11 protein-coding genes are annotated in these 14,004 nt (G+C 72.0%); 5 read left to right on the top strand and 6 right to left on the bottom strand.

Annotated elements, in window-relative coordinates; genetic code table 11:
• Positions 1 to 31: 31 nt before the first annotated feature.
• Positions 32 to 1,267, top strand: a complete 1,236-nt coding sequence (locus ACFWGN_RS18680; protein WP_377618984.1) for an MFS transporter — start codon at positions 32 to 34, stop codon at positions 1,265 to 1,267.
• Positions 1,268 to 1,345: 78 nt separating this feature from the next.
• Here the strand turns inward: ACFWGN_RS18680 and ACFWGN_RS18675 are convergent, their stop codons facing one another.
• Positions 1,346 to 1,852, bottom strand: coding sequence for a MarR family winged helix-turn-helix transcriptional regulator (locus ACFWGN_RS18675; protein ID WP_377618982.1), 507 nt, complete (start codon positions 1,850 to 1,852; stop codon positions 1,346 to 1,348).
• A 166-nt stretch (positions 1,853 to 2,018) separates the two neighbouring features.
• Between ACFWGN_RS18675 and ACFWGN_RS18670 the strand changes: the two genes are divergently transcribed.
• Positions 2,019 to 5,225: an efflux RND transporter permease subunit gene (locus tag ACFWGN_RS18670; protein WP_377618980.1), complete on the top strand. Its 3,207-nt coding sequence runs from the start codon at positions 2,019 to 2,021 to the stop codon at positions 5,223 to 5,225.
• An 86-nt stretch (positions 5,226 to 5,311) separates the two neighbouring features.
• Here ACFWGN_RS18670 and ACFWGN_RS18665 read toward each other — a convergent pair whose 3' ends face one another.
• From ACFWGN_RS18665 to ACFWGN_RS18645, 5 genes are all read right to left on the bottom strand, one after another.
• Positions 5,312 to 6,589 (bottom strand): alpha/beta hydrolase family protein, encoded by a 1,278-nt coding sequence (locus ACFWGN_RS18665; protein ID WP_377618978.1) that lies wholly within the window; start codon positions 6,587 to 6,589, stop codon positions 5,312 to 5,314.
• A gap of 104 nt (positions 6,590 to 6,693) precedes the next feature.
• On the bottom strand, positions 6,694 to 7,338 hold the full coding sequence (locus ACFWGN_RS18660; RefSeq protein ID WP_197486996.1) for a response regulator transcription factor: 645 nt from the start codon (positions 7,336 to 7,338) through the stop codon (positions 6,694 to 6,696).
• 128 nt (positions 7,339 to 7,466) lie between these two features.
• Positions 7,467 to 8,909: a sensor histidine kinase gene (locus ACFWGN_RS18655; protein ID WP_377618976.1), complete on the bottom strand. Its 1,443-nt coding sequence runs from the start codon at positions 8,907 to 8,909 to the stop codon at positions 7,467 to 7,469.
• Positions 8,910 to 8,974: 65 nt separating this feature from the next.
• Positions 8,975 to 9,859 carry an ABC transporter permease gene (locus tag ACFWGN_RS18650; protein WP_377618975.1) on the bottom strand — a complete coding sequence of 295 codons (885 nt, stop codon included), beginning with the start codon at positions 9,857 to 9,859 and terminating at the stop codon, positions 8,975 to 8,977.
• Entirely contained in the window at positions 9,856 to 10,830 is a 975-nt protein-coding gene (locus ACFWGN_RS18645) for an ABC transporter ATP-binding protein (protein ID WP_377618973.1), read from the bottom strand. Before ACFWGN_RS18645 ends, ACFWGN_RS18650 begins: the two co-directional genes overlap by 4 nt.
• 286 nt (positions 10,831 to 11,116) lie before the next feature.
• Here ACFWGN_RS18645 and ACFWGN_RS18640 point away from each other — a divergent pair, with 286 nt between their 5' ends.
• The 3 genes from ACFWGN_RS18640 to ACFWGN_RS18630 are packed head-to-tail and all read left to right on the top strand — an operon-like array spanning position 11,117 to position 13,951.
• On the top strand, positions 11,117 to 11,986 hold the full coding sequence (locus tag ACFWGN_RS18640; protein WP_377618972.1) for a Bax inhibitor-1/YccA family protein: 870 nt from the start codon (positions 11,117 to 11,119) through the stop codon (positions 11,984 to 11,986).
• Positions 11,987 to 12,045: 59 nt separating this feature from the next.
• Positions 12,046 to 12,537 carry a hypothetical protein gene (locus ACFWGN_RS18635; protein ID WP_377618970.1) on the top strand — a complete coding sequence of 164 codons (492 nt, stop codon included), beginning with the start codon at positions 12,046 to 12,048 and terminating at the stop codon, positions 12,535 to 12,537.
• A gap of 7 nt (positions 12,538 to 12,544) precedes the next feature.
• On the top strand, positions 12,545 to 13,951 hold the full coding sequence (locus ACFWGN_RS18630) for a cystathionine beta-synthase (protein ID WP_377618968.1): 1,407 nt from the start codon (positions 12,545 to 12,547) through the stop codon (positions 13,949 to 13,951).
• Positions 13,952 to 14,004 lie beyond the last annotated feature (53 nt).

Below are 14,004 nucleotides of genomic sequence, written 5' to 3'. Positions count from 1 at the left end.
GCGTACCAGCACCCACAGACCCGGGGGACGTGTGTCCAGAACCACCAGGAACGAGCCCAACAAGACCGCGATCTACGCGACCGCGCTCACGGCCTTCTTCGCCATCGCAGGCATCGCCGTGGTCGACCCGATCCTGCCGATCATCGGCCAGGAGATCGGCGCGAGCACCTGGCAGATCGAGCTGCTCTTCACGGCCTACATCGCGGTCATGGCGATCGGCATGATCCCGGCCGTCCTCGCGACCGGGAGGTTCGGGTACAAGAAGGTCCTCGGCGCGGGCGTGAGCCTGGTCGCGGTCGCGGCGATCCTCGCGGCCCTCTCGCAGAACATCGGGCAGCTCGCCGCGCTGCGCGGGCTGTGGGGACTGGGCAACGCGATGTTCTTCGCGACCGCGATGGTCCTGCTCGTCTCGCTCGCGAACGACCGCGAGTGGGTCGTCGGGCTGTTCGAGACCTGCGTGGGCCTGGGCTTCGCGGTCGGCCCGCTCATCGGCGGGCTGCTGGGCCAGTTCAGCTGGCGCATCCCGTTCCTCGCGTGCGGCCTGTTCATGATCGTCGCTCTCGCGCTCTCGATCACGCGGCTCAAGGACCCGGCCGAGAAGCCGGCCCCGCTCCACGTGGGGCAGGTCTTCGCGCTCTTCCGCAAGCCCGGCTTCCGGGCGCTGTGCATCGTGACCGCGGCCTACAACTTCGTGTTCTTCATCATCCTGGGCTACACGCCCGTGTTCCTGGGGCTCGACGTCATCCCGCTCGGCCTCGTCTTCACGGCATGGGGCATCGGGCTCGCGTTCGGCATCCTCGTCGTGGGGCACAGGCTCGCGCACACGGTCGGCGCGGTCCAGACCATGGGGATCGCCGTCGTGGGCGTGCTCCTGGCCACGGTGGCCCTCGCGCTCGACCTCGGCACGGCCGGGTCGGTCGTCGTCCTGGTGGTCGCCGGGGTGTTCATGGGCATCGCGAACGCGAACCTGACCGACCTCTCGCTCGCGCTCGGCAGCCCCGACCGGCGTGTGACCACGGGTGCCTTCAACCTGGTCCGGTGGGGCTTCGCTGCCCCGGCTCCCGTGATCGCGGGCCTGCTCCACCCCGTCGGGCTCACGGTCCCGTACTGGGTCGGCGCGGGCGTGCTCCTCGTCGGGGTCGTCGCGTTCCTCGCGACCGCCCACAAGATGGCGGGCGAGCTGGGGGAGTCGGTCCTGTGGTCGCGCTGGAACCGCCGTGCCCGGGCCGTCGAGGGGACTCCCGAGGAAGCGCTCGGCGAGATCTGAGCGGGAGGCGGGAGGCGCCGTCGGGCATCCGTGCGGGACGCACCTGCCGTCGGCCCGACGGCGCAGCCCGCCCCGCGCCTACTGCTCGCCGGGGTGCGAGGCGTCCTGGGCGCGGGACTCCGGGGCCCGTGCGCCACCCTCGCGCGCGACGCGCAGGAGCCCGCCGAGGCCCGCCTTGAGCCCTTCGAGCTCGGGGACCGTGAGCAGCGCGAGCGTCTCAGGACCCGCGGGCCCGTCGTTCGCGACGATGCTGCGCACCGCCTCGGCCCCGCGCTCGGTCGCGGCCACGAGGCGGACGCGCCCGTCCTCGGGGTCGGCGCGACGGGACGCCATGCCCGCGGCCTCGAGCCGGTCGACGATCCCGGAGATCGTGGCGGGGCTGACTCCCAGGACCTCGCCGAGGTGGGTCGTGCTGCGCTCACCGTCGATGAGCAGGATCCCCAGGGCACGCATCTGCTGAGCCGTCAGGTGAGTGCGCATGAGCGGCTCGAGGCGTCGCGCGAGGACGAGCTCCTGCAGGGTGCGCTGCGCCTCGACGAGCTCGTGCTCGAGCCGGGCGCGGTCGGGGTCGGGGGGCGGGGTCACGCGGCCGACTCTATCGGAGGCGCGGCGGGCGTCCTGGCCCCCTGAGGGCCCGTGACCTGCAGTTTCCCGGCTGGTGGGACACGGGAACTTCTCGCAATTGCTTAGCGTTAGGCTAACGACCCCGCGACGACGACGTCGTGACAATCCACCGTGCCCTGGAGGCCCCGTGTTCCGTCTCGCCCGAACGTCGTTGGCGAACCGCGCCGTCGTCGCGCTCGCCACGATCGCGATAGCCGTGTTCGGCGTCGTCAGCATGGGATCGCTCAAGCAGGAGCTCATCCCGAGCCTGCAGATCCCCACCGCCGCCGTCGTCGCCGTGTACCCCGGATCTGCCCCGGCGATCGTCGAGCAGCAGGTCACGACCCCCCTCGAGACCGCCGCCCGCGGAGTCGACGGCGTCGAGGACGTCACGTCGAGCTCCTCGACCGGCATGTCCGTGACGACCGTGCAGTTCACGTACGGCACCGACATGGACCTCGCCGCGCAGCAGCTCCAGACCGCGGTCACGCGCGTGAGCAGCCAGCTGCCTGCCGACGTGGACCCGACCGTCGTGACCGGCTCGGTCGACGACCTCCCCGTGATCCAGCTCGCCGTCTCCGGGGGAGCCGACGAGGCAGCGCTCGCCCAGACGGTCGACAGCGTCGTGGTGCCCGCGCTCGAGGAGGTCGCGGACGTGCGCAGCGTCGCGGTCAGCGGCGTCGCCGACCAGCAGGTCACGATCGACCTCGACGTCGCGGCTCTCGCCGCCGCGGGCCTGAGCCCGGCCCAGGTCACCACGATCCTCCAGGACAACGGCGTGGTCGTCCCGGCCGGGACGGTCGCCGCGGGCGACCGCACCCTGTCCGTCCAGGTCGGCTCGGCGGTCACGAGCGCCGACGACCTGATCAACCTGCCGCTGGTCGTCTCTCCCTCGGCCGCAGCAGGCCCGACGGCGCCCGCCGCCCCGAGCACGCCCCTGACCCTGGGCGACGTCGCGACCGTGACCGTGGGCCCGCAGCCCGCGACCTCCTACTCGCGCCTCGACGGCGAGCCCGCGCTCGCCGTGGCGATCACCAAGACCCCGGCCGGCAACACGGTCGAGGTCTCGCACGCGATCCAGACCGCGATCGAGGACATGGACGGCGCCCTCGAGGCGAGCGACGTGCGCGTCGAGGTCGTGTTCGACCAGGCCCCGTTCATCGAGGAGTCCATCGAGGGCCTCGCGACCGAGGGCCTGCTCGGCCTGGTGTTCGCGGTCGTCGTGATCCTGCTGTTCCTCACGTCCCTGCGCTCGACCCTCGTCTCGGCCGTCTCGATCCCGCTGTCCCTGTTCGTCACGTTCATCGTCATGAACGCGACCGGGTACACCCTGAACATCCTGACCCTCGGGGCCATGACGGTCGCGATCGGCCGCGTGGTCGACGACTCGATCGTCGTGATCGAGAACATCAAGAGACACCTGTCCTACGGCGAGAAGAAGACCACCGCGATCCTCACCGCGGTCAAGGAGGTCGGCGGCGCGATCACGGCCTCGACCGTCTGCACCGTCGCGGTCTTCCTGCCCATCGCGCTGGTCGGCGGCATGGTCGGCGAGCTCTTCCGTCCGTTCGCCATGACGGTCGCGATCGCCATGACGGCGTCGCTGCTCGTCGCGCTGACGATCGTCCCCGTCCTGGCCTACTGGTTCATCAAGGCCCCCGCGGTCCCGGCCGACCCCGAGCAGGCTCGGATCGTGGCGGAGCAGGCCCGCGAGGCGGCCGAGCTCAAGGAGCGCCGCGGACTGTGGCAGCGCGGCTACCTGCCGACGCTGGGCGCCGCACTGCGTCACCCCGCCATCACGCTGACGGTCGCGGTCGCGGTCCTCGCGGGCACGGTAGCGCTCGTGCCGCGCCTCGAGACCAACTTCCTGGGCGACTCCGGTCAGGACACGATCACGGTCACCGAGTCCTTCGCGCCGGGCACGTCCCTCGCGACGCAGGACGCCGCGGCTCGTGAGGTCGAGCAGGCGCTCATGGACCTCGAGTCCGTGGACACCGTCCAGACGACCGTCGGTACCGCGGGCGGCCCCGAGGCCGCGTTCTTCGGCGGCGGAGGATCGCCGAAGGCCACGTTCTCGCTCACGCTCTCGGCCGACGCCGACGGCGTCGCGGCGCAGCAGGAGGTCCGTGACGCGGTCGCCGACCTGGGTGGCGAGGACTCCGAGGGCATCACGGTCGCGGGAGCCGACGCAGCGTTCGGCAGCTCGACCGTCGACCTCGTGGTCCGTGCTCCCGACACCGAGACGCTGGCCGACGCGGCCGACCAGGTCCAGCAGCTCGCCGACGACACCGAGGGCGCGTCCGAGGTCACCAACAACCTGGCGAGCGCCCAGTCCACGATCCAGGTGACGGTCGACCGGGACGCGGCAGCCGCCGTCGGGCTCACCGAGACCCAGGTCGCCGGGACCGTCGCGAGCCTCATGTCGCCCTCGCCCGTGGGCAGCGTGAACCTCGGTGACGGCCCTGTGCAGGTGCGCGTCGCCGTCGGGCAGGCTCCTGCCACGGTCGACGAGCTCGAGGCGCTCGTGGTGCCCACGGCCGCGGGCGTCGTCCCGCTCACGCAGATCGCGAGCATCGACGAGGTCGAGGTCCCCACGTCGATCTCCCGGGTCAACGGCGAGCGCAGCGCGACCATCGCGGTCACGCCCGCGGGCCAGGACCTCGGCACGCTCACGACGGCCCTCACGGCCGCGATCGACGACCTCGACCTGCCGGGCGGGGCGACCGTCGAGCTCGGCGGCGTCGCGACCCAGCAGGCCGACGCGTTCGCCGACCTGGGCCTCGCGCTCCTGGTCGCGATCGCGATCGTCTATCTCGTCATGGTCGCGACGTTCCGCAGCCTGCTGCAGCCGTTCATCCTGCTCGTGTCGATCCCCTTCGCCGCGACCGGTGCGCTGCTCCTGCTGCTCGCGACCGGCACGCCGCTCGGTGTGCCGGCGCTCATCGGCATGCTCATGCTGGTGGGGATCGTGGTCTCGAACGCGATCGTCCTCATCGACCTCATCAACCAGTACCGCCAGCAGGGGCGCGGGCTGGACGAGGCCGTGATCGAGGGCTCGCGCCAGCGACTGCGCCCCATCGTCATGACGGCCGCGGCGACGATCTTCGCGCTCACGCCCATGGCGATCGGCATCACGGGCGGCGGCTCGTTCATCTCGCAGCCGCTCGCCCTCGTCGTGATCGGCGGGCTCCTGTCCTCGACGCTGCTCACGCTCGTCGTGGTGCCCGTGCTCTACACGATCGCGGAGCGCGCGGGCGAGAAGCGGGCGGCCAGGCGCGCTGCGAAGCGTGACGCCGAGGCCGCCGAGCTCGTCGGCAGGACCACCGAGAAGCCGGAGGTCGAGCCCGCGGTCTGACACCTGCTGCGTCCTGCACGCGGCCCCGCGAGGGCTCAGCACGCCGAGGCCCGCCCGTCCTTCCCGGACGGGCGGGCCTCGTGCGCTCACCGCTCGTCGGCCACGAGCACCGGGGCGAGCGCCTCGTCGAGCCAGTCGAAGACCCGCTGCTCGGTCAGGGCGCGCGCGAGGGGCTGGCAGTGCAGGCTCGCCCCCTCGGCCGCGGTGAACCGCACGAGGGTCGCGACGTCGGGCGCGAGCCGGACGAGCTCCTCGGACTGACCGGGCCAGAACTGCTCGCCCTCGGGCGCCGTCACGAGCAGGGGAGTGGTGATGCGTGCCGCGACGTCCCGCAGGTCGTACTTCTGGACCTCGCGGAGCGTCGCGGCGTAGCCCTCGACGCCGTAGGGGCGGGAGCGGAACCGCCACGTGGCCGCCGTGCCCTTCGACAGGCGCAGGCCCAGGTCCATGTCCCGGTCGAACGCGTGGTCCTTGCCCTCGTCGAGGAGCTTGAGGAGGGTCTTCGGCATCGTCCGGGTCCAGGAGGCCGCGACCTGGACGACCCCGGGGTCGACGACGGCAGCGGCAGGACGGTGCTCGAACGCCAGCGCGCGCGGCACCCAATAGCCACCCTGGCTCGACCCGTAGACCGCGATCCGCGAGGCGTCGACGTCGTGGCGGTCCACGAGCGCGTCGAGCACGGGGGTCAGGACGGCCTCGAAGTCGTGGCGGAACGGCACCTGGTGCTCGAACAGCATCGACTGCTGACCCGGGCCGTCGAACACGAAGGCGTGGTACCCGCGGCGCAGCGCGCCCGCCAGGCACGCGGTCCACATCGAGGTCAACGAGCCGTCGGACCCGTTGACGGCGACCAGCAGCGAGCGCGGGCGGACCTGCCCCGGGTCTGCGGCGATCGCTGCGGTGGACGCGGCGTCCGACGCGCTGAAGAAGTACCCGGGCAGGGTCGTGCCCTCGTACGGGACGTCGATGCGTTCGACGACGAGCCCGCTCGTCCTGACCCACCGGTCCCACGCGTCGCGATGCTTGCGGAACGTGGGCAGGAGCAGGCTGTCGTCCTCGAGCGCGGCCACCGCGTCGACCGCGACCGCGTAGTACGCCGACGCCCGCAGGAACGCGGCGGCGGCGCTCGTGTCGTGCCCGGCGGCCGCCGCATCCGTGGCGATCCTGGCGACCCGGTCGCCGAGATCGTGCCACGCGTCGAACCACCCCTGGTGGTCCTTGTCGCGCACGTGCGCGACGGCGGCGAGCACCTCGCCCACGTCGGCGGCCCCGCTCGGGGCGCCGCCCAGGACGGTGCGGATCTCGTAGTCGCGGTCGTGGTCGCCGGAAAAGCCGGCGTCGAACGGGTCGTGGTGGGCTGGCATGGCGATCCTCTTCCGCGACGTGCAGGACGGAGCCGACGGGCGTCGGGCCCCTTCCGACGATCCTCCCGATCCCGTCGGCCCACCACCCGGCCAGACGGCGCCGCTCAGCTCGGGCGCGCCACACCCGTCTCGTACGCCAGGACCACGGCCTGGACGCGGTCGCGCAGACCGAGCTTGCCCAGTACCCGCCCCACGTGGGTCTTGACCGTGGCTTCGGAGACCACGAAGCGCGCCGCGATCTCGGCGTTCGACAGCCCCTCGCCGAGCGCGGCGAAGACCTCGAGCTCGCGCGCGGTCAGCTCGCGCAGGCGCGGGTCGTCGACACCGTGCCCGGGACCCGCAGCACCCTGTGCGTGCGCGTCCTCGGGCAGGTAGCCCGCGAACATCTCGAGCATCCGGCGCGTGACCCGGGGCGAGACCGCGGCGTCGCCGCTCGCGACGTTGCGGATCGCGCCGACGAGCTCTGCGGGCCGCGCGTCCTTGAGGAGGAACCCGCTCGCACCCACGCGCAGCGCCGCGAAGGCGTACTCGTCGAGGTCGAACGTCGTGAGGATGATGACCCGGCTCGCGGGCAGCTCGGCGACGATCCGCTCGGTCGCGTCGATCCCGTTGACGCCGGGCATACGCACGTCCATGAGGATCACGTCGGGGCGCAGGGCCGTGGCCTGGGCGAACGCGGTCTCGCCGTCGCTCGCCTCGCCGACCACCTCGATGTCGTCCTCGGCGGCAAGGATCATGCGGAAACCCATGCGCAGCAGCGACTGGTCGTCGACGAGCAGGACCCGGACCGGGTGCGTGGCGTCGTGCGGCACGGACGTCCGGGCACCGTCCTCCGCGCTCTCGTCCGAGCCGCCCGGCCCTCTCGTGGACGGGAGGCTCACAGCGGGGCCCCCGTACCGCCGTCTGGCCGGGACGCGTGGTCGCTCCCCGTGCCGTCGAGGCGCAGCCTCGCCACGACCTCCCAGCCCGAGCCCGTGGGACCGGCCGTGACCGTCCCCCCGTAGAAGGCCGCACGTTCGCGCATCCCGATGATCCCTCTTCCTGTGCCGATGGGTTGGTCGCCCGCGATGCCCGCGGGCAGGGGGCGGGCGTCCGCCCCGTCCCGGGCCGTCCCGCCCGGTGCGCGCCCCGCCTTGTTGGTGACCGTGATCACGAGCCAGTCTCCACCGTCGGCCTCGCCCGCGTCACGCCGGGCGATCTCGACCACGACCATCGGGGTCAGGGGCGCATAGCGCAGGACGTTGGTCAGCGACTCCTGCACGATCCTGTGCGCAGCCTGACGCAGTCCCGGGTCGGGGTCCGGCTGGACGCCGACCCGCACGAGACGCACGGGCAGGCCCGCGTGCCGGAAGCGCTCCGCGATGTCCTCCATGGTCGGCACGTCGGCGGTGGGCGTGAGGGGCGCGATCGAGCCGTCGGGGTCGCGCAGGACCCCCAGGACCCGGCGCATGTCGGCGAGCGCGGCCCGGCCCGTCTCGGTCAGCTCGTCGAGCGCCTGGCCCGCGAGCTCGGGGTCCTTGGCCCCCAGCGCCTTGGCCCCGTCGGCGAGCGCGACCATGACGGTCAGGCTGTGCGCGACGACGTCGTGCATCTCGCGCGAGATCCTCGCCCGCTCTGCGGCGGCCGCGAGCTGCGCCTGCTGGTCGCGGTCGCGCGCGATCGCGTTGGCACGGTCCACGAGGTCCGCGACGTGCAGACGCCGGCCGCGCACGCTCGACCCGATCGCGATGCCCAGCAGCGCGAACGTGAGCGTGATCGCGACGGCCGCGACCCGGGACCCCGTGACCTCACCGCTGCCCACCTCGGCGCGCACCACCGCGCCGGACTCGCTCACCGCGAAGTCGTACCAGACCATCTCTGCGGTGCACACGGTCAGGACCAGGGCCCCGAGCACGCTCCACGCCACGACCGGGCGGTAGGTCGTCGCGACCGCGTAGATCGCGAACGCGACCGCGAGCTCGAAGCCTGCCGAGTCGCCGCTGAGGGCGATCGTGAGGACCGCAAGGACCCCGATGGCCGCTGCGGTCAGGAGCGGGTTGCGCCGACGCCACAGCAGCACGGCGCCGCCCACGAGCGTCGCTGCGGCGACACCGTAGCGCGCGTGCTCGGGCGGCAGCAGGGTCGTCAGGAGGCCGGGGACCGTGAACCAGGCCGCGACGAACCAGTCCATGACGACCGGGTGACGGACGAAGTACCGGCGGACCGGTCCGAGCTTGCGTGCGTCGAGCTCGGTGAAGACCGCGATGCTGCCCGAGCGCGGCCTGGGGGAGGACTTGGGTGCCCTGCCGGCACCGGGGGTGCTCGGAGCCCCGGGACGCACAGCGCCCGACGCCGGACCACGGGTCTCGTGGTCCGGCGCCGGGCTGTGCGCGGTGCGGGAGATGGTCAGGCGTCCCGACGCTTGAGCATCACCGCGGCGACGACCAGGACCAGGACGGTCCAGCCGGCGAGGACGCCGTAGCCGACCCACGGCTCGAGCGCGCCCGAGGAGGAAGCCCCGGTCATGGGGTCGATCGACCCGCCGGTGGCGAGGAGTCGTTCTCCGGCCACCCCCGGCAGGAACTTGTAGATGTTCTCCACGACCTTGTTGCCCGTGGCCATCGCGACGATCGACAGGATCTGCGGGACCACCATGAGCAGGCCGACGACCGTGAAGATCGCGCCCGCGGTGCTGCGGAGCAGCGCACCGATGCCGAGCGAGAGCGCCGAGATGGTCGCCACGTAGAGCGCCGCCCCGATCAGGATGCGCACGTTGTCGCTCGACCCGAGGTCCAGGGCCATGCCCTGGTTCGACAGCAGCGGGGCCGTGACGAGGGCCGAGAGGCCGACACCGAGGAGCGTGACGACGAAGCTCGTCACGAAGAGCACGGCCAGCTTGGCGAAGAACGCCGGCAGGCGGCGCGGGACCGCGGAGAACGTCGAACGGATCATGCCCGTCGAGTACTCGCCCGTGATGGCCAGCACGCCGAGCACGGCGATCGCGAGCTGCCCGACCGAGTAGCCGATCGTCACGATCGTCGCGGACGGGAAGAAGTCCGACATGGACGAGCCGTCGCCCCCGCCCGCCTCGACGTCCGGGATGTTCAGGATCGCGGCGAACATCAGCGCGATCCCGACCATGACCACGACCGTGATGGACAACGTCCACACGGTCGAGCGCAGGGTCCAGAGCTTGATCCACTCGGACTTGAGGACTCCGCCGAAGGTGAGACGGGCGGACGGGGCGCGCTGCGCCGTCGGGCGTGCTGCGGAGACGGTGGCGGCGGTCATCGCTGGGCTCCTTCGGAGATCTGGGCGTCGGCCGGAGCGTCGACGCCGTGGCCCACGTGCTGGGTCGCGGACTCGGTCTGGTACTCGACCGAGTCGGCCGTGAGGAGCATGTACGCCTCCTCGAGGGTCGAGGTCACGGGCGTGAGCTCGTGCAGCACGATGCCCGACGCGGCGGCCAGCTCGCCGATGCCGGGCGCCTCGACGCCCGTGATCTGGAGCAGGCTGGGCTCGTCCGACGTGACGGTCGCGCCGTCACGGGTCAGCAGCTCGGCGAGCTGCGTGGCCTGCGGGGTGCGGACACGGACCGTGTGCTGGGCGCCGCCGTCGACGATGTCCTTGACGGGCGCGTTCGCGATGATGCGCCCCTTGCCGATCACGATGATGTGGTCCGCGGTCAGCGCGACCTCGCTCATGAGGTGGCTGGACAGGAAGACCGTCCGGCCCTCGGACGCGAGGTAGCGGGCCAGGTTGCGGACCCACAGGACGCCCTCGGGGTCGAGGCCGTTGACGGGCTCGTCGAGGATGAGCGTCTTGGGGTCGCCCAGCAGCGCGGACGCGATGCCCAGGCGCTGGCCCATGCCGAGCGAGAAACCGCCGACGCGCTTCTTCGCGACCGACTGCAGGCCGGTCATCTCGATGACCTCCTGCACGCGGGTCTTCGGGATGTTGTGCGTGGCCGCCATCGCGAGGAGGTGGTTGTAGGCGCTGCGGCCCGTGTGCACGGCCTTGGCGTCCAGGAGGGCCCCGACCTCGGTCAGGGGCGAACGGTGCGCGGCGTACGGCTGACCGTTGACGGTCACGGTGCCGGCCGTCGGGCGGTCGAGCCCCATGATCATGCGCATCGTGGTCGACTTGCCGGCGCCGTTCGGGCCCAGGAAGCCCGTGACCTGGCCGGGCTGGACGGTGAAGGAGATCCCGTCGACAGCTGTCTTGGGCCCGTACCGCTTGGTCAGGCCTCGTGCTTCGATCATGCTCGCCCCTCGGGTGGGTTGCGTGTGGTGGCTCGTACGTCCTCCAGCCTAGGGACCGGGACGCCGGCAGCGATGCCCCCGCACGGTCGATCTTCACGACGGGCTCGCGTACGCCGCAAGGATGACGTCGTCGACCAGGGGAGCGATCCTGTGCCCCGAGAGGGTGGAAAAGTCGGACGAAGGCCGCGGGAACACGGGCGCGAACCCGCTCGTTGCATAGGATGGAAACACGGCCAGCGACACCCGCCTCGCCAGAGGGCACTGGACGCCGCGACCAGGAGGAAGCATGAGCAACCCCGTCTTCAACAACAGCGCCATCTTCGGCGAGCCCAAGCGCGCGCGCACCAACCAGGGGGCTGCGGGCACCGTCCAGCAGAACCCCGCGTACGGCACGCCGCCGCAGCAGGCTCAGTACGGCAGCTACGGTGCGCAGGCAGCCGACGCCGCGACGCTCGACGCCATGTACAACGCGCCGACCGCGACGACTGCGGACACCAAGCGCCTGACGTACGACGACGTCATCATCAAGACCGGTGGGCTGCTCGCCCTGCTCGTCGTCGTGGGCGCCGCGAGCTGGCAGCTCGTCGACACCATGCCCTTCCTGTGGATCGGCGGCGCGATCGTCGGCCTGGTCCTGGGCCTGGTCAACGCGTTCAAGAAGAGCCCGAGCCCCGCCCTCATCGTGGCGTACACGATCGCGCAGGGCGCGTTCCTGGGTGGCATCAGCGCGTTCTACAACACGCAGTTCGACGGCGTCGTGCTCCAGGCGGTCCTCGCGACCGTCGTGACGTTCACCGCCGCCCTCTTCCTCTTCAAGTCCGGCAAGGTGCGCGTCACGCCCAAGTTCACGCGCTGGCTGCTCATCGCGATGGTCGGCTACCTGGCCTTCTCGCTCATCAACCTGGTCCTCATCATGACGGGCGTCCTCGACGGCTGGGGTGCACGTGGCGGCACGCTCGGCATCATCGTCGGGCTCGTCGCGGTCGGTCTCGCCGCCGCCTCGCTCATCGTCGACTTCGACTCGATCAAGCGCGGCGTCGAGGGCGGCGTCCCCGCCAAGTTCGCCTGGTCGGCCGCGTTCGGTCTCATGGTCACGCTCATCTGGCTGTACCTCGAGTTCCTGCGCCTGTTCGCGATCCTGCAGAGCAGCGACTGATCTTGGCCGACGCCCGGAAGAAGTCCCCGGCACCCGCTTCGGAACCCGTTCCGACGCGGGTGCCGGTCTTTGCCGCCGGCCTGGTGCTGGCTGCCTTCACGCTGCTCGCCCTCCAGGTGCCGTACGGGCTCCTCGTGGGCCGCAGCCTCCCCAACGCCGTCGCGTGGATCACCGTCGCCGCGGTCGTCATCCTGCTCGTGATGCTCACGGCCGGCGCGGTCGTCGCCTGGCTCGGGCACCGCATCTCGCGCGAGTGGGACGACCGCAAGGCGACCACGCTCTTCTTCGTCCTCGGCTTCGTCGGGGCCGGCATCTGGAGCTTCATGGTGCTCGGCTCGCTGCTGAGCGCCGCGACGGGGAACCCTGGCACCGCGACGAGCGGCGTCGCCCTGGCCTCGGTGCTGTACCTGGCCGTGGCGGGAGGGCTGAGCGGCGCCGTCGGGCGGTACTTCGCGCGCGACGCCGCGGACCGTCCCCTGCTCGTCGTGGTCCTCGGGGTCGCGGTCGCCCTGTGTGCCGTGCTGGGCGGGATGGCCCTCGGCAGCGCATGATCGGTGCATGAAGTTCGCACACCACATCTCTGACCTCGTCGGCGGGACACCCCTGGTCCGGCTCGGATCGGTGACCGACGGCCTCTCTGCGACGATCCTCGCCAAGGTCGAGTACCTCAACCCGGGCGGTTCCGTGAAGGACCGCATCGCACTCAAGATGATCGAGGCGGCCGAGGCCTCCGGAGAGCTCGCACCCGGTGGCACGATCGTCGAACCCACCTCGGGGAACACCGGGGTCGGGCTCGCTCTCGTCGCCCAGCGCAAGGGGTACGACTGCGTGTTCGTCTGCCCCGACAAGGTGAGCCAGGACAAGCGCGACGTCCTGGCGGCCTACGGGGCGCGCGTCGTCGTGACCCCCACGGCCGTGGCCCCCGACCACCCCGACTCCTACTACTCGGTCTCGGACAGGCTCGTCGCCGAGATCCCCGGGGCCTGGAAGCCCAACCAGTACGCCAACCCCAACGGCCCCGCGTCCCACTACGAGAGCACGGGCCCGGAGATCTGGGCCGACACCGACGGCCGTGTCACGCACCTCGTGGCGGGCGTCGGGACGGGCGGGACCATCACGGGGACCGGCCGGTTCCTCAAGGACACGTCCGCCTCGCGGGAGGCCGAGGCCGGTGGCCGGGTGCACGTCGTGGGCGCGGACCCCGCCGGGTCCGTCTACTCGGGCGGCGACGGTCGCCCGTACCTGGTCGAGGGCGTGGGCGAGGACTTCTGGCCCGCCGCGTACGACCCGACCGTCCCCGACGAGATCATCGCCGTGAGCGACGCCGACTCGTTCGAGATGACGCGGCGGCTCGCGCGCGAGGAGGGGCTGCTCGTGGGCGGCTCGTGCGGCATGGCCGTCGTCGCGGCGTTGCGCCTGGCCCAGCGGCTCGAGGACGAGGACCCGCAGGCCGCGGCGGAGGCCGTGATCGTCGTGATCCTGCCGGACGGCGGGCGCGGCTACCTGTCCAAGATCTTCAACGACTCCTGGATGCGGTCCTACGGGTTCCTCGACGCCGAGGAGGGCGTGACCGCGGGGGACATGCTGCGCACCAAGAGCGGGCAGCTCCCCAGCCTCGTCCACACCCACCCGGGTGAGACCGTGCGCGACGCGATCGAGATCCTGCGCGAGTACGGCGTCTCGCAGATGCCGGTCGTCGGGGCCGAGCCGCCCGTCAAGATCGGCGAGGTCGCGGGGGCCGTGAGCGAGCGGGCCCTGCTCGACGCGGTGTTCTCGGGCAAGGCGTCGCTCGCCGACCGTGTGGACAAGCACATGGAGGCGCGGTTCCCGCTCATCGGGGCGGGCGAGGGCGTCGCGGCGATCCGCTCGGCGCTGCACGACGCCGACGCGCTGCTCGTGATCGACGACGGCGACCCGGTCGGGGTGCTCACGCGCCACGACCTGCTGGGCTTCCTGGCGCACTGAGCCGTGCGCGTCCGTCGAAGGTGACGGACCTGCCCGTCGGGGACGGCGGAACC

It is taken from the genome of Oerskovia sp. NPDC060338 (assembly GCF_042726295.1).
In the GTDB taxonomy this organism is placed as follows: domain Bacteria; phylum Actinomycetota; class Actinomycetes; order Actinomycetales; family Cellulomonadaceae; genus Oerskovia; species Oerskovia merdavium.
Note: the sequence above shows the minus strand (reverse complement) of the source record. Positions and strands in the feature narration are given on the sequence as shown.

Bases quoted from the DNA above. Each gene is read 5' to 3' on its own strand.
- ACFWGN_RS18665 (WP_377618978.1), bottom strand. From the start codon at position 6,589: ATGCCAGCCCACCACGACCCGTTCGACGCCGGCTTTTCCGGCGACCAC.
- ACFWGN_RS18660 (WP_197486996.1), bottom strand. From the start codon at position 7,338: ATGGGTTTCCGCATGATCCTTGCCGCCGAGGACGACATCGAGGTGGTC.
- ACFWGN_RS18650 (WP_377618975.1), bottom strand. From the start codon at position 9,859: ATGACCGCCGCCACCGTCTCCGCAGCACGCCCGACGGCGCAGCGCGCC.
- ACFWGN_RS18645 (WP_377618973.1), bottom strand. From the start codon at position 10,830: ATGATCGAAGCACGAGGCCTGACCAAGCGGTACGGGCCCAAGACAGCT.
- ACFWGN_RS18640 (WP_377618972.1), top strand. From the start codon at position 11,117: ATGAGCAACCCCGTCTTCAACAACAGCGCCATCTTCGGCGAGCCCAAG.
- ACFWGN_RS18630 (WP_377618968.1), top strand. From the start codon at position 12,545: ATGAAGTTCGCACACCACATCTCTGACCTCGTCGGCGGGACACCCCTG.